The organism is Rheinheimera sp. EpRS3 (assembly GCF_001513785.1).
In the GTDB taxonomy this organism is placed as follows: Bacteria; Pseudomonadota; Gammaproteobacteria; order Enterobacterales; family Alteromonadaceae; genus Alishewanella.
On sequence record NZ_LNQS01000009.1, the window covers coordinates 205,164 to 221,114 of the forward strand.

General features: G+C 46.3%; 15 protein-coding genes. 14 read left to right on the forward strand and 1 reads right to left on the reverse strand.

Annotation, left to right across the window (positions count from 1 at the left end; translation table 11 throughout):
* Positions 1–8 precede the first annotated feature (8 nt).
* A complete protein-coding gene (locus tag AR688_RS13360; protein ID WP_068234704.1) occupies positions 9–317 on the reverse strand; it encodes a DUF6170 family protein in 309 nt (102 codons plus the stop codon).
* A 158-nt stretch (positions 318–475) separates the two neighbouring features.
* Between AR688_RS13360 and wecB the strand changes: the two genes are divergently transcribed.
* The 14 genes from wecB to rfbA all read left to right on the forward strand — a co-directional run bounded on the left by wecB (position 476) and on the right by rfbA (position 15,907).
* Positions 476–1,609: a non-hydrolyzing UDP-N-acetylglucosamine 2-epimerase gene (gene wecB / locus AR688_RS13365; RefSeq protein WP_068234706.1), complete on the forward strand. Its 1,134-nt coding sequence runs from the start codon at positions 476–478 to the stop codon at positions 1,607–1,609.
* Positions 1,610–1,660: 51 nt separating this feature from the next.
* On the forward strand, positions 1,661–2,665 hold the full coding sequence (locus AR688_RS13370; protein WP_068234709.1) for an SDR family oxidoreductase: 1,005 nt from the start codon (positions 1,661–1,663) through the stop codon (positions 2,663–2,665).
* 69 nt (positions 2,666–2,734) lie between these two features.
* Complete coding sequence (tviB, locus tag AR688_RS13375; protein WP_068234712.1) at positions 2,735–4,012, forward strand: Vi polysaccharide biosynthesis UDP-N-acetylglucosamine C-6 dehydrogenase TviB; 1,278 nt, start codon at positions 2,735–2,737, stop codon at positions 4,010–4,012.
* A gap of 93 nt (positions 4,013–4,105) precedes the next feature.
* Positions 4,106–4,639 (forward strand): dTDP-4-dehydrorhamnose 3,5-epimerase, encoded by a 534-nt coding sequence (gene rfbC / locus AR688_RS13380; RefSeq protein WP_068234713.1) that lies wholly within the window; start codon positions 4,106–4,108, stop codon positions 4,637–4,639.
* Positions 4,636–5,535: a dTDP-4-dehydrorhamnose reductase gene (gene rfbD, locus AR688_RS13385; protein ID WP_068234716.1), complete on the forward strand. Its 900-nt coding sequence runs from the start codon at positions 4,636–4,638 to the stop codon at positions 5,533–5,535. The genes rfbC and rfbD overlap by 4 nt, the downstream gene beginning before the upstream one ends.
* The gene (gene rfaH / locus AR688_RS13390; protein WP_068234718.1) at positions 5,532–6,056 is read left to right on the forward strand and encodes a transcription/translation regulatory transformer protein RfaH; all 525 of its coding nucleotides are present in this window, start codon (positions 5,532–5,534) and stop codon (positions 6,054–6,056) included. Before rfbD ends, rfaH begins: the two co-directional genes overlap by 4 nt.
* A gap of 217 nt (positions 6,057–6,273) precedes the next feature.
* Positions 6,274–9,024: an SLBB domain-containing protein gene (locus tag AR688_RS13395; protein ID WP_231732069.1), complete on the forward strand. Its 2,751-nt coding sequence runs from the start codon at positions 6,274–6,276 to the stop codon at positions 9,022–9,024.
* Positions 9,025–9,055: 31 nt separating this feature from the next.
* On the forward strand, positions 9,056–9,997 hold the full coding sequence (locus AR688_RS13400) for a Wzz/FepE/Etk N-terminal domain-containing protein (protein WP_068234725.1): 942 nt from the start codon (positions 9,056–9,058) through the stop codon (positions 9,995–9,997).
* A gap of 11 nt (positions 9,998–10,008) precedes the next feature.
* Positions 10,009–11,283: a Vi polysaccharide biosynthesis UDP-N-acetylglucosamine C-6 dehydrogenase TviB gene (tviB, locus tag AR688_RS13405; protein WP_068234726.1), complete on the forward strand. Its 1,275-nt coding sequence runs from the start codon at positions 10,009–10,011 to the stop codon at positions 11,281–11,283.
* An 18-nt stretch (positions 11,284–11,301) separates the two neighbouring features.
* Entirely contained in the window at positions 11,302–12,255 is a 954-nt protein-coding gene (locus AR688_RS13410) for a Gfo/Idh/MocA family oxidoreductase (protein WP_068234729.1), read from the forward strand.
* Position 12,256: 1 nt separating this feature from the next.
* Positions 12,257–12,838, forward strand: coding sequence for a UDP-2-acetamido-3-amino-2,3-dideoxy-D-glucuronate N-acetyltransferase (gene wbpD / locus AR688_RS13415; protein ID WP_068234732.1), 582 nt, complete (start codon positions 12,257–12,259; stop codon positions 12,836–12,838).
* Position 12,839: 1 nt separating this feature from the next.
* Positions 12,840–13,964: a DegT/DnrJ/EryC1/StrS family aminotransferase gene (locus AR688_RS13420; RefSeq protein ID WP_068234735.1), complete on the forward strand. Its 1,125-nt coding sequence runs from the start codon at positions 12,840–12,842 to the stop codon at positions 13,962–13,964.
* Positions 13,961–15,031, forward strand: coding sequence for a dTDP-glucose 4,6-dehydratase (rfbB, locus tag AR688_RS13425; RefSeq protein ID WP_068234738.1), 1,071 nt, complete (start codon positions 13,961–13,963; stop codon positions 15,029–15,031). Before AR688_RS13420 ends, rfbB begins: the two co-directional genes overlap by 4 nt.
* Positions 15,032–15,034: 3 nt before the next feature.
* Entirely contained in the window at positions 15,035–15,907 is an 873-nt protein-coding gene (gene rfbA, locus AR688_RS13430) for a glucose-1-phosphate thymidylyltransferase RfbA (protein ID WP_068234740.1), read from the forward strand.
* Positions 15,908–15,951 lie beyond the last annotated feature (44 nt).

Below are 15,951 nucleotides of genomic sequence, written 5' to 3' on the forward strand. Positions count from 1 at the left end.
TATGCAGGTTAGGCCGGTTGCTGGCCAAACAGCTGCTGGCGAATTCTGGCAAAATCTTTACGGCACACGGCAAAGGTTAACGGCCGGGTAATCGCAGGGTAGGCAACTAACAGCAATATAATGTAGCCAACAATTTCCCAGCCGCTTGCTCTGGCAATCAGTAAAAATAACGGGATCAAAATCAGCAGTTTAACAATATTGAGTGTAATTTTGGTCGGTACCGGCAGGCCATCAGCAGCTTTACGGATCACCTCCATACGCTGGGCAAACGTTAAGCCGGCTAATTCAGGTATTTTCTGGCTGTTCAGATATAACATCGGTTGGTCCTTTTTATTGCAGGCATTAGTGCTCTTTCCGGTTAATTATGAATGATTCAGTCGGAATTAACGCAGGGCGCGCTAGTTTAACGGTTCTGACTATCGCTTTAAAAGCGCTTTTGGTAAGCTTTACGCCAATATAGGAATAAGGATCTGTGATGATTAAAGTGCTCAGCGTCTTTGGTACCCGCCCGGAAGCCATAAAAATGGCACCTCTGGTTAATTTGTTAAAACAGCAATCGGATATCGACAGCCGTGTGTGTGTTACCGGCCAGCACCGCGAAATGCTGGATCAGGTGCTGCAGTTATTTGATATCAAACCCGAATATGATTTGGCCATTATGAAAGCCGGGCAAGACTTATACGACGTTACTACCAGCATATTGTTAAACATTAAACCGGTATTACGTGATTTTAAGCCCGACGTTGTGTTAGTGCATGGCGATACCAGCACCACTTTTGCTGCAGCACTGGCCTGTTATTATGAAAAAACCGCAGTGGGCCATGTTGAGGCCGGTCTGCGCACCGGTAATATTTACAGCCCCTGGCCGGAAGAAGCTAACCGCAAATTAACCGGTGCTATTACCCGTTTTCACTTTGCGCCTACTGCGACATCCCAACAAAACCTGCTGAACGAGCAGGTTGATCCGGCACATATTGTCGTTACCGGTAATACCGTTATTGATGCCCTGCTGCAGGTAGTAGCTAAAATAGAAGACGATGCTGTACTAAGCCAGCGTTTTGCCGATCAGTTCCCTTATGGCCAGGACGGCAGACGGTTAATTCTGGTTACCGGCCACCGGCGTGAAAGTTTCGGTGCTGGTTTCGAGCATATTTGTGCGGCATTAAAGCAAATTGCCCAGCAGTTCCCCGACTGCGATATTGTGTACCCGGTGCATTTAAACCCCAATGTGCGTGAACCGGTATTCCGTTTGTTGTCTGATGCAGCCAACGTGCACTTAATTGAACCACAAGACTATCTGCCGTTTGTTTATCTGATGAGCCGCAGCACCCTGGTATTAACCGACTCAGGCGGTATTCAGGAAGAAGCTCCATCACTGGGTAAACCCGTGCTGGTTATGCGCGACACCACCGAGCGGCCAGAAGCAGTAGAAGCCGGCACAGTGAAACTGGTGGGTACCGATCAGGCAAAAATTGTCGCAGAAGTAAGTAAATTACTTACTGATAAGGCATACTATGACAGCATGAGCTTTGCCCATAACCCCTATGGTGATGGCAAAGCCTGTCAGCGTATTATTGATGCAATCAGAAAAGACGTCAGCGAGCATTAAATTAATAAGCGAAATGCAAAAACACAAAGCTGACAAACGGAGAATTTTAATATGGATATTCTGCAACAACTGCAGCAAGCCCCTAAGCGCTGGCTGATTACCGGTTGCGCCGGTTTTATTGGCTCTAATCTGCTGGAAGCGCTGTTAAAAGCCAACCAGCAGGTAGTAGGGCTAGACAACTTTGCCACCGGCCATCAGCGCAACCTTGATGAAGTGCAAACTCTGGTTAGCCCGGCACAATGGGCTAATTTTAGTTTTATTAACGGCGATATCCGTCAACTTGAACTTTGCCAGCAAGCCTGTAGTGGCGTCGATTATGTATTGCACCAGGCCGCGCTTGGCTCAGTACCTCGCTCTATTAACGACCCCATTACCACCAATGACACCAATATCAGCGGCTTTTTAAATATACTGGTTGCCGCGCGTGACGCCGGGGTAAAGCGCTTTGTTTATGCTGCTTCCAGCTCTACTTATGGTGATCATCCGGCTTTACCCAAGGTCGAAGACGTTATTGGCAAGCCGTTATCGCCTTATGCCATTACCAAATACGTTAACGAGTTATACGCCGATGTGTTTTCCCGTACTTATGGCTTTCATAGCATTGGCCTGCGTTACTTTAATGTGTTTGGCCCCCGGCAAGACCCTAATGGCGCTTACGCTGCGGTGATCCCAAAATGGACTGCTGCCATGATTGCCAACGACGATGTAGTGATTAACGGCGATGGCGAAACCAGCCGCGATTTCTGTTTTGTTGCCAATGCGGTGCAGGCCAATATCCGCGCAGCGCTGGCCGATATCAGCCAGAGCGAAGTATTTAACGTTGCCCTTGGCGATCGCACCACCTTAAACGAGTTATTTAATGGTCTGGCCCAAAGCCTGGCCGACAACGGTATTCACTATACCAAGGCTGCGCAATATGGTGAGTTTCGCTCCGGTGATGTGCGCCACTCTCAGGCCGACATCAGTAAAGCCAAAACTATGTTGGGTTATGCGCCCGAGTATCGTATTCGCGACGGCTTAAAGCTGGCCATGCCATGGTATATTCAGCAGCAGTAACGGTAGTGTATTTATCTGTGCCCGCGTAAAGCGGGTATCAACAACATAAATGGATTTAGGATGTTAAGCATGAGAAATATCGCAGATAGTCAGCTAGCTATTATCGGCCTGGGTTATGTCGGCTTACCGCTGGCGGTAGAGTTTGGCAAACATTACCCGACATTGGGATTTGATATTAACCAGGCCCGTATCAGTGAGCTGAATAAAGGTGAAGATCACACGCTGGAAGTGAGTAGCGAAGAGCTAAAACAAGCCGATAAACTCAGTTACAGCAGCAACCTCGACGATTTACGCCGTGCCAATGTCTACATTGTTACCGTGCCAACGCCGATAGATAAACACCGCCAGCCCGACTTAACCCCACTGATTAAAGCCTCTGAAACCTTAGGCAAAGTTATCAAAGCCGGTGATGTGGTGATTTACGAATCTACCGTTTACCCTGGCGCTACCGAAGAAGACTGTATTCCGGTAATCGAGCGGGTATCCGGGCTTAAATACAACGTCGATTTTTTTGCCGGCTACAGCCCGGAGCGGATAAACCCGGGCGATAAAGAGCACCGTGTTACTACCATTAAAAAAGTCACCTCCGGCTCTACGCCAGACATAGCCGAATTTGTTGATAAGCTGTACGGCAGCATTATTACCGCCGGTACTTATAAAGCCAGCTCTATCCGGGTAGCAGAAGCCGCCAAGGTGATTGAAAACACCCAACGCGACTTAAATATCGCGCTGATAAACGAGCTTGCGGTAATCTTTAACAAACTCGGTATCGATACCGAAGAAGTACTGCTGGCAGCGGGCACCAAATGGAACTTCCTGCCGTTTCGGCCGGGTTTGGTTGGCGGCCACTGTATAGGGGTAGACCCTTACTACTTAACCCATAAAGCTCAGGCTGTTGGTTACCACCCAGAGGTTATTCTGGCAGGGCGGCGTATTAACGACAGTATGGGCCGGTATGTGGTCAGCGAACTGGTAAAAGCCATGGTAAAACGCCGCGTGCATGTGGCCGGTGCCAAAGTGCTGGTAATGGGCTTAACCTTTAAAGAAAACTGCCCCGATATTCGTAACACCAAAGTAGTGGATATCCTGGCCGAGCTAAAAGAATACGGCGTTGCGGCTGATGTTTTCGACCCCTGGGTAAATATTGCTGAAGCACAACATGAATACGGTATTACGCCGGTGCAGCAGCCAGAGCAGGGCAGCTACGATGCGGTAATTCTGGCGGTAGGCCATAAACAATTCCGTGATTTGGGAGCTGAAGGCATCAGAGCCTACAGTAAACCCAGCGGCGTGCTGTACGATTTAAAATACGTGCTTAGCGCTGCCGACAGCGACTTACGCCTGTAAATGTCTGGCGGGTAGTTTTCCCGCTAGCTTTTACCGGTAGTTATAGCGCCGATACGGTATAATCGGCGCCTGTTTTACTAATACAATAAATAAATGAATATTACACCTAGCCGTTTAGCCGGTTGTTTACTGTTGCAGCCAAATCGCTTTAGCGATCAGCGTGGTTTTTTTCAGGAAAACTACCGCGCTGCTGCTTATTATGATGCCGGGATCACAGAGCCTTTAGTTCAGGACAACTGGTCACGCTCTGTAAAAGGTGTTCTGCGCGGTATGCATTTTCAGCGCAACCAGCCCCAGGGCAAGCTTATCAGCGTGCTGCGCGGCGAAATCTATGACGTTGCCGTAGATATCCGTAAAAATTCCGCCACCTTTGGCCAGTGGCAGGGCGCAGTGTTATCTGAACATAATAATCAGCAACTGTGGCTGCCACCGGGCTTTGCCCATGGTTTTTTGGTGCTGTCAGATGTTGCCGACGTAATGTACAAAACCAGCAGTTACTATAATGCTGCCGATGAAGCCTGTTTCTTCTGGAATGATCCACAACTGGCTATTAGCTGGCCGGCACAACCACAGTTGTTGTCGGCAAAAGATGCCGCAGCTCCTAGCTTTGCCGCTGCACTGGCATGAAGCTATTATTACTGGGTGCTAATGGCCAACTGGGGCAGGCCCTGTTGAAACAGCTACAACTGCCGCAACAGTTTCAGTACCTGGCGCTAAACCGCAGCCAACTGGATATTACCGATATCAGCGCTGTTGCTACTGTCATGGCGGAGTATCGCCCGGATGTAGTAATAAATTGCGCTGCTTATACTGCAGTTGATAACGCCGAGCAGCACGCTGCCGCCTGCATTGCTGTTAATGCCACTGCTGTAGGGCAACTGGCTAAGCTTTGCCAGCAGTACAACAGCTTATTGCTGCAGTTCTCTACCGATTATGTGTTTAACGGCCAAAGCAATAAAGCCTACACAGAGCAGGATATTGCCGCACCGCTGAATGTGTATGGCCGTTCTAAGTTACAGGCCGAGCACTTCATACAGGCCACCTGCAGTAAATACGTTATTTTGCGTACCAGCTGGCTATTTAGTGAATTTGGCCATAACTTTTACCGCACTATGCTAAAGCTGGCACAACGCGACCAGATAATTCAGGTAGTTAATGATCAATTCGGTTGCCCCACATACGCCGGTGATCTTGCCGCTATAACACTGCAACTGTTGCAACGCTATCAGCAGCAGGGCAGTTTAGCCTATGGTATTTATCACCTGGCAGGCAGCCCGGCAGTGAGCTGGTACCAGTTTGCTAAAGCTATTTTTGCAGCACATCAGCTTCAGGTTAATCTTCAGGTCATTAGCAGCGCTAGCTGGCCCACACTGGCCACACGCCCTGCCAACTCGGTACTTGACTGCAATAAATTTTGCGCTGCATTCGCTATCTCAGTACCGCAGTGGCAAGCCGCGCTGCAGCAACTTGCTTTGGGTGGCGATAATCATATGGCGTCGCAAGAACAGGACTGCAATTTTTGAACTCTTCACAATGGTACCTGCTGTACTGCAAGCCCCGGCAAGAGCTAAGAGCGCAACAGCATTTGGCAAATCAGGGTTATAACTCGTTTTTGCCGCAAATATCACTGCAAAAACTGCGCGGCAATAAGTGGCAGCAGGTAACTGAACCCTTGTTTCCGCGTTATCTGTTTCTGCATATCTGCAGCGTTGATCAGCTTAATATAAGGGCTATTCGTGCAACCCGTGGTATCAGCGATTTTGTCCGGTTTGGCAGCCAGCTGGCAACTGCACCTAACGCGCTGGTGCAGTTACTTACACAGCAGCAAATTATACTTAAACAGCAGCCTGAAGATTGCCGCTTAAAAAAAGGTGACGAAGTCAGCATTGTTAATGGCCCATTCAGTGGGCTGCAGGCAGTGTTCGACACCGCTGATGGCGATAAACGCAGCATTATTTTGATCAGTATGCTAGGCCAGTGGGTAACTGCAGCGGTAGATAACCAACAGATAGTGGCTAAAAAGCATACAGACGCGTGCCCGTAACACAGAAAAGCGCGATAAGATTCGATTAATCAGCAAAAAAACGGTAAAATTTCGCAGTTTTTTGCCAATGCTGTGGTCATAGCTGTTGCTTTAACGGCGGCATTTTATAACAGGGCTTTTACTATCAGGCATTAGGGTGCTGTAACCTAATGGCGGTAGCGTGCCTGTTACCACTAAATTAAGCCGTCAGGATCAATAACAACACTGGAGTTTACGGGTGCTTAAATTTGTTCAGTTTGCCTGCTTAGCCATAGGCTTAAGTATCGGATCTATAGGAAGCGTTGCCGCTCAATCTGTTACGCCATCACCAGCTATGCTTGAACAATTTAAACAATTGCCAAGAGCTGAGCAGGAGCGTTTAGCAAAGCAATATGGTTTTGATGTGTCATTATTACGACAGTCGTCGGGTAGTCAAAATACAGCAAGCAGTAATCCGGTTGAGCCGTTAACTCAGAAACGGCGAGATACTGAAGAAAACAAAGATGCAAACAGCAAGCGTGTAAAAAAAGATGAACCAGAACGTTTTGGTTTACGCCTTTTTGATGCTGAAATAAGTACCTTCGCACCGGTGTCTGCAATGCCAGTACCAGATAGCTACATTTTAGGTGCTGATGATGAATTATTGCTGCAGCTATACGGCAAGCAAAGCAGTGAAACCAGCTTAAAGGTTAGCCGCGATGGTAAAGTACTGGTGCCTGACGTTGGCCCGGTTACTGTCAGTGGCTTAAATTTTTCTCAAGCTGCAGCTTTAATATCTGATCGCGTTAGGCAGGCAAGTATTGGTGTTGAGGCTGCTGTTAGTATGGGGCCGCTGCGCACGATAAACGTATTTGTTGCCGGGGAAGCTAAATATCCTGGTGCCTATGCGGTATCAGCTCTTACCACGGTAACGCAGGCTTTATTTGTTGCCGGTGGTGTATCAGATATTGGTAGTTTGCGGGAAATTTCAGTAAATCGCGCTGGGAAAGTTGTCGCTCAGTTTGATCTTTATGATCTTTTGTTAAAAGGCAGCAATAAAGATGACGTGCATTTACAGCATGGCGATGTCGTTTTTGTCGCGCCGGTAAAAGCCTTGGCGGAGGTACGTGGTGAAGTAAAGCGTCCTGCAATTTATGAAGTAAAATCCGGTGATACCTTATTTGATTTACTTGCAATGGCTGGCGGCTCGAAAGCAGGTGCATATCCAAAAGCTGCTGTGCTTGAGCGTTTTGACAATAGCGCTCGTACCTTGCAGAATCTTGACCTGACTAAGGTCTCATTCCAGCAATTGCGTGTTCAGGCTGGTGATGTATTGCGTGTAGACGCTGCTTCTCGTCAGGCTGAAAATCAAATTGTTGTTGCTGGTGCAGCTGCGCGCCCTGGGTTTTATGCTTGGCAAAGCGGCATAAAAGTAACTGATCTTATCCGTAATCATTGGTCAGATTTATTACCTACAGCAGATTTAGACTATGCCTTAATTGTACGTGAAGGCACGCCAGGCACTATAACCGAGTTACTGCATTTTAGCCCGGCAAAAGCAATTGCAGCACCTGGTAGCGTGAATGATATTACTCTTGAACCGCGAGATCGTATTCTACTGTTTCATTATGCTGACCAAGTTTATGAGCGAGCTAAGTTAAATAACAAACTGCGTGAAACGATCATGGAGAAGCTGGAACTCAATATCGAGCAGCGCTGGTTAATGGCTGATTTAACTACAGATGCTTTTGATTTGATTTTGCAGCAAGATAAAGACCTCTTGCCTGAACAGAACTCAAAAAATGATATGAACACAATGTTTGATCAGCAGTTGTCAGGTAAAGAACAGCAGCAACTGCTTACCGCAGAGTTAAAACAGTTGTTTTCTGCAGTGTTCAGTGACGAAAAAGTTTTAATACTAAGCCAGCATCTAAACAGAACCGAATTACTTTATCCGGTATTACAACAGTTAAGGCTACAATCAAGTACCAGTAACTATATTGCGACTGTATCAGTGACAGGGGCAGTAAGAGTGCCTGGGGAATATCCGTTAAGTTCAGGCGCCAGGGTTGCAGACCTTATCAGCGCAGCTGGTGGCCTTAATGATTCTGCTTACATTAGTCGTGCTGAGTTAAGCCGGATAGTTAAGCAAGCAGACAACCGCAACGGCGTCGAAGTAAGCCACAAAAAACTCAATTTGCAAGACGTGCTGGCAAATAATAATGCTGCAAACGTTTCTTTGCAAAACCGCGACAGGCTGAATATTTTTAGTGTACCAAGCTGGACAACTCAACGCGAAATAACTTTGGAAGGCGAGGTCAGGTTCCCAGGAACTTATATTGTACAACAAGGGGAAACGTTATCTCAGATACTAGAGCGTGCAGGCGGTGTTACAGATAGCGCTTTTATCTTTGGCTCGGTATTTACTCGTGAACAAATAAAAGAGAAAGAAACTATCCAGTACGCAAAATTACTCGAGCAGCTTAAATCAGATGTTGCTACTCGTGCACTCACCGCACAAAATGCTCAGATAGCGCCTGCAGATGCAATGTTAATGATTAAGGAAATCGAGAGTATAAAGCCTCTAGGCCGGCTTGTAATCGATCTGGAACAGGCAATAGCTGCAAATCCTAGTTTCGATATTACGGTTGAGCATGGTGACCGGCTATATGTACCACGAATTAACCGGGCAATTTCGGTTGTCGGTGAAGTGCAACACGCAGGTACACACCGCTTCGAACCGGCGTTATCTGTAACACAATACCTTAATCTTGCTGGTGGTACTCGCAAACGTGCAGATGCTGAGCGAACTTATGTTATTCGTGCTGACGGGTCAGTTATGGTGCCTACAAACAGTTGGTTTGCCGTATCCAGAGGAGAGCTCAAACCTGGTGACACTATTATAGTGCCACTGGATACTGAGTATAAAGATAACCTCAGCCTATGGGCACAGGTGACACAGATTTTCTATCAGTCAGCTGTAGCCTTAGCAGCGCTGAATTCGTTTTAATCATAAGCAGCTAGTCACCTTAAGGAAAACCATGATTGAAAATGCTACTCAACGCCCTCAGGCTGCTGACGACGAAATAGATATACGCGAGTTATTTGCGGTTATCTGGCGAGGCAAGTGGATTATTATCGTTGTAACGGCAGTATTTGCCGTTGCCTCTGTGTTCTATGCCTTAAATTTACCTAATATTTATAAAAGTGAGGCGCTGTTGGCACCCGCAGCCGAGCAAAAAAGTGTCGGTTTATCCGGCCAGTTAGGTGGTTTAGCAGCATTGGCTGGTGTGAATTTAGGCGGCGGAGCCAGTATTGATAAAGCTGCGCTCGCCATTGAGGTGGTTAAATCCCGCGATTTTCTCGGGCGCTTTATCGCGCAGCGTATCCAGTTACAGGACTTAATGGCTGCCAAAAGTTGGGACCTTACCAGCAATACGCTTAACTACGACACAGAGGTTTATAACCCGCAAAACCAACAATGGCTTCGCGAAGCCAAGCCGCCAAAGCAGGCTATGCCCTCAGAGCAGGAGGCATATAAGGTTTTATCGGAAAGGCTTAAAGTTAGCCAAGATATAACAACGAGTATGGTTACTTTGAGTATTGAACATGTATCGCCTTATATCGCACAAAGCTGGGCTCAAATGCTGATAGCCGACCTCAACCTGGAAATGAAAAACCGCGATATTGAAGAAGCAGAAAAAAGTATCGCTTATTTGCAGCAGCAAATCAGTCAGACCAATCTTGCAGATTTACGCACTGCGCTCTACTCACTGGTAGAAGAGCAAACCAAAACCTTGATGCTGGCCAATGTACGTGATGAGTACGTCTTTAAAACTATTGATAAACCAGTTGTCCCCGAGGAAAAAGCAAGACCTGCACGTGCATTATTAGTGATTTTGGGCACATTCGTAGGTTGTTTTATTACCATGTTTGTGGTTATTTTGCGGCATTACTTTAAACAGAGTAAAATTCGTAACTAAAGGGTATAAAGTTGAAGTTAGAGCATGTTAAAATCGCTATTCTCGGCCTGGGTTATGTTGGCCTGCCGCTGGCGGTAGAGTTTGGCAAACATTACCCGTCACTAGGGTTTGATATTAATACAAACCGCATCAGTGAGCTGAATAAAGGCGAAGATCACACGCTGGAAGTGAGCAGCGAAGAGCTAAAACAAGCCGATAAACTCAGTTATAGCCACAACCTTGACGATTTACGCCCCGCCAATGTGTATATCGTTACAGTGCCAACGCCGATAGACGAGCACCGCCAGCCCGATTTAACCCCACTGATTAAAGCCTCTGAAACCTTAGGCAAAGTGATAAAAGCCGGTGATGTGGTGATTTACGAATCTACCGTTTACCCGGGCGCTACCGAAGAAGACTGTATTCCGGTAATCGAGCGGGTATCCGGGCTTAAATATAACGTCGATTTTTTTGCCGGCTACAGCCCGGAGCGGATAAACCCGGGCGATAAAGAACACCGTGTTACCACCATTAAAAAAGTCACCTCCGGCTCTACGCCAGACATAGCCGAATTTGTTGATAAGCTATACGGCAGCATCATTACCGCCGGTACTTATAAAGCCAGCTCTATCCGGGTAGCAGAAGCTGCCAAGGTTATCGAAAACACCCAGCGCGACTTAAATATCGCGCTGATAAACGAGCTGGCCGTAATCTTTAATAAACTCGGTATTGATACCGAAGAAGTGTTATTAGCAGCAGGCACCAAATGGAACTTCCTGCCGTTTCGGCCCGGGTTGGTTGGCGGCCACTGTATAGGGGTAGACCCTTACTACCTGACCCATAAAGCTCAGGCTGTTGGTTACCACCCAGAGGTCATTCTGGCTGGCCGGCGGATTAACGACAGTATGGGTCGGTATGTGGTCAGCGAACTGGTAAAAGCCATGGTAAAACGCCGGATTCATGTATCTGGTGCGCGCGTATTGTTAATGGGTTTAACTTTTAAAGAAAACTGCCCCGATATCCGTAACACCAAAGTGGTGGATATCCTGGGCGAACTGAAAGAATACGGCGTTGCGGCTGATGTTTTCGACCCCTGGGTAAATATTGCTGAAGCACAGCACGAATACGGTATAACACCGATTTGTAAACCCGTGGAAGGTAATTATGACGCCGTTATATTAGCCGTTGGCCATAACGAGTTTAAGGCCATGGGAGCCATAGGCATCCGAAAGCTTTGCCGGCCTGACAGTGTAATTTACGATCTAAAATACATATTAGATAAAAATCTGGTAGATATCCGTTTTTAATATTTAAAGAGTGAGATTATGAAAAATTTTGCATTAATTGGTGCTGCAGGTTATATCGCACCACGTCATATGAAAGCTATAAAAGAAACGGGCAACAATCTGGTTGCAGCACTTGATAAGAATGATTCGGTAGGAATTATTGACAGCCATTTTCCAGATGCAGATTTTTTTACTGAATTCGAGCGCTTTGATCGCCATATCGATAAACTGCGCCGCGCAAACAATGGTAAGCAAGTGGATTACGTAGGAATTTGCTCGCCAAACTATTTGCACGACTCCCATATGCGTTTTGCTTTGCGTGCCGGTGCCGATGCAATTTGCGAAAAGCCGCTGGTGCTAAACCCCTGGAATATTGATGGCTTGCAGGAAATAGAAAAAGAAACCGGCCACAAAGTCAACACTATTCTGCAACTGCGGCTGCACCCGGCTATTATTGCCTTAAAACAGAAAGTTGCTGCCAGTCCTGCAGGTAAAAAGTTCGACGTAGATCTAACCTACATCACGTCACGTGGCCACTGGTATCTGCAATCCTGGAAGGGAGACGATAAAAAATCAGGCGGAATTTCAACTAATATCGGTGTGCATTTTTACGACATGCTGCATTTTGTGTTTGGTGCGCTGCAGGAGAATAAAGTCCATTTTAATTCGCCGACCAAAGCCGCCGGCTATCTGGAATACGAAAAAGCTCGGGTACGTTGGTTCCTTTCTGTTGATGTAAACGACATCCCTGCTGATGTAAAAGCTGCTGGCCAGCGTACTTATCGCGCTATTACAGCAGATGGTGAATCAATAGAGTTTTCTGACGGCTTTACTGATTTGCATACCGTTAGTTATCGGGAAATTCTGGCAGGTAACGGCTTTGGTTTGGAGGAAAACCGGGTAGCAATTGAAACAGTCGCCAATATTCGTAATTCTTCTATAAGCTCTCTTGTAGGTGACTACCACCCGTTTGTATCTAAATTGGTTAAGTAATATGAGTAATTATCAGATACATTCCAGCGCTATTGTAGATGATGGCGCGGTTATTGGTGAAGGATCACGTGTCTGGCATTTTGTCCATGTGTGCAGCGGTGCAAAAATTGGCAAAGGTGTGTCTCTTGGTCAAAATGTCTTTGTTGGCAACAAAGTTACCATTGGCGACAAGTGTAAAATTCAAAACAATGTGTCTGTGTATGACAACGTGCATCTAGAAGAAGGCGTGTTCTGTGGCCCCAGTATGGTGTTTACCAACGTGTACAACCCACGCTCGTTAATCGAACGCAAAGACGAATACCGCAACACCCTTGTTAAAAAAGGGGCTACGCTGGGTGCCAATTGCACTATCGTCTGTGGCGTAACAATTGGTGAATTTGCTTTTGTTGGTGCTGGGGCTGTTATTAATAAAGATGTACCTGCTTACGCTCTCATGGTTGGTGTACCTGCTAAACAAGTAGGTTGGATGAGCGAATTTGGCGAGCGTTTAAGATTGCCGGTTTCCGGAGAAGGCGAGGAGTTATGCCAACATACCGGTACCCGTTACGTTTTGAAAAATAATTCTTTAAGCAAGGTTGGCTAACATGCAGTTTATTGATCTGGCAGCACAGTATCAGCATTTAAAACAGCGTATTGATAAACGTATTCAAACAGTACTCGACCACGGCAATTATATTATGGGGCCAGAGGTTGAAGAACTGGAGCAAAAGCTAGCTGAATATGTTGGCGCAAAACACTGTATTAGCTGCGCCAATGGTACAGACGCACTGCAATTAGCGATGATGGTACTGGATATTAAGCCCGGCGATGCGGTGTTTTGCCCAACCTTTACATTTTTCGCTACTGCTGAGGTTATTGCCTATGCAGGTGCTACACCAGTATTTGTCGACTCGGATGCTCGTACCTTTAATATCTGTCCGCAAGATTTAGAACGTCGTATTCAGCAGGTAATAGCTGAAGGAAAATTAGTTCCACGTGCTATTGTCGCGGTAGATTTATTTGGTTTACCAGCTAACTATCCAGAACTTGAGAAAATTGCGGCCAAATACCAACTCAAATTAATTGAAGATGCTGCTCAGGGATTTGGGGGTGAGATAGAAGGTAAGCGTGCCGGTAGTTTCGGTGATATTGCCACTACCAGCTTTTTTCCTGCTAAACCGTTGGGATGTTATGGCGACGGCGGTGCAATATTTACCAATAACGACGAATATGCAGCTTTATTCCGCTCATACAGGGTGCACGGTAAGGGTAAAGATAAATATGATAACGTGCGCATAGGGTTAAATAGCCGGCTGGATACTATACAAGCTGCTATCTTATTGGAAAAGTTGGCTGAATTTCCAACTGAACTGATTGCCAGAAATAAGTTGGCTGAATATTACACAGAACAGCTGTCGGATAGCTATACAAAGCCGTTGGTACCAGAGAGCTATTTGAGTTCATGGGCGCAATATACCATTGTCAGTAGTAACAGAGATGCTGATATGGCCAAGTGTAAAGAAAAAGGTATTCCAACAATGGTTTACTATGGTACTTGTATGCACCAGCAGACAGCTTTTAGCGGTCTAAGTTACACCGATAATGACTTTCCGGTAGCGTCCCGTTTGGCTAAGCAGGTGTTCAGTTTGCCGATGCATCCATATATGACGGAGCAAACTGCTGAGCTAATTGCTGGTTTAGTTAATCAATCTTCACAGGTAGTTGGATGAAAATTCTTGTCACCGGTGGTGCGGGCTTTATTGGCTCTGCAGTTGTGCGTCATATTATTAATAACTCGGCTGATTCTGTTGTCAACGTGGATAAATTAACCTATGCAGGTAATTTAAACTCTGTTGTTGGTATTAAGGATACCGATTGCTATGTTTTTGAACAGGCCGATATTTGTAATGCTGGAGTAATGGCTGCCCTGTTTGAAAAACACCAGCCCGATGCTGTTATGCACTTAGCTGCAGAGAGCCATGTTGACCGCTCTATAGATGGTCCGGCGGCTTTTATTGAAACTAATATAGTTGGCACTTACACTTTACTGGAAGCGGCGCGTAATTATTGGAAGGCCTTACCGCAAACGCGTAAGCAGGCATTTCGTTTTCATCATATCTCTACCGATGAAGTATATGGCGACTTACATGGCACAGATGATTTATTTACTGAAACCACGCCTTATGCGCCAAGCAGCCCTTATTCGGCCAGTAAAGCTAGCTCTGATCATTTAGTCCGTGCCTGGCACCGCACTTACGGCTTGCCCGTTATTGTCACTAACTGCTCTAACAACTATGGCCCTTACCATTTTCCGGAAAAGTTAATACCACTGGTGATTCTCAACGCGCTGGCCGGTAAGCCATTGCCGGTTTATGGCAAGGGTAATCAGGTACGCGACTGGCTGTACGTAGAAGATCACGCAAGAGCGCTTTACAAGGTAGTAACTGAGGGCAAGGTAGGTGAAACCTACAATATCGGTGGCCATAACGAAAAACAAAATATTGATGTGGTGAAAACCATTTGCGCTATTTTGGAAGAGCTCGCGCCAATCCAGCACTCATCACTCAAAATTAAAAACTACGAAAGTTTAATAACTTTCGTGCAGGATCGTCCTGGCCATGACTTACGCTACGCTATAGACGCCAGTAAAATTGAGCGAGAACTAGGCTGGAAGCCTGAAGAAACGTTTGAAAGTGGCTTACGCAAGACAGTTGAGTGGTATTTAAACAATAAAGACTGGTGGCAAGCGGTGCTTGACGGCAGTTATCAGTTAGAACGCTTAGGGCAGGGAGCTTAAAGTATGAAAGGTATAGTATTAGCAGGCGGCTCCGGCACCCGGTTATACCCGATTACACGTGGTGTATCGAAGCAGTTATTGCCGGTTTACGACAAACCGATGATTTACTACCCGCTGTCAGTATTAATGCTGGCCGGTATTCGCGATATTCTTATTATTACCACACCTGAAGACCAAGCAGCTTTTCAGCGCTTACTGGGCGATGGCTCTGATTTCGGCATTAGCTTAAGTTATGCTGCCCAGCCAAGCCCGGACGGCCTGGCACAGGCTTTCATTATTGGTGAAGACTTTATAGGTAACAGTAATGTTTGTTTAGTACTGGGTGATAACATCTATTACGGGCAGGGCTTTAGTCCCAAACTGCGAGAAGCAGTGAAACGTGCCGAAACAGGGCAAGGTGCAACAGTATTTGGCTATCAGGTAAAAGATCCGGAGCGCTTTGGTGTAGTTGAATTTGATGCTGATATGAAAGCTGTATCCATTGAAGAAAAACCTCAAAAGCCTAAATCACACTACGCCGTTACTGGGCTGTATTTCTATGACAACCGTGTCATTGATATTGCCAAACGAGTCAAGCCCTCTGAGCGTGGTGAAATGGAAATCACCAGTGTCAACAATGCCTATCTGGCGCTGGCTGAATTGAATGTTGAACTGTTAGGGCGAGGTTTTGCTTGGCTGGATACCGGTACCCACGAGAGCTTGTTGGAAGCTGCACAGTTTGTCGAAACCCTGGAGAAACGCCAAGGTTATAAAGTTGCATGTTTGGAAGAAATTGGATTCAATCAAGGTTGGTTGGATAGAGAGCAGCTACTGAAATTAGCCAAGAATATGAGTAAAAATAACTATGGGCAATATCTTCTTTCGCTGGCAGAGTAAAGAGAACAAGTGGTAAGGATTGTTTATATTGGTTCTGCTGGAGC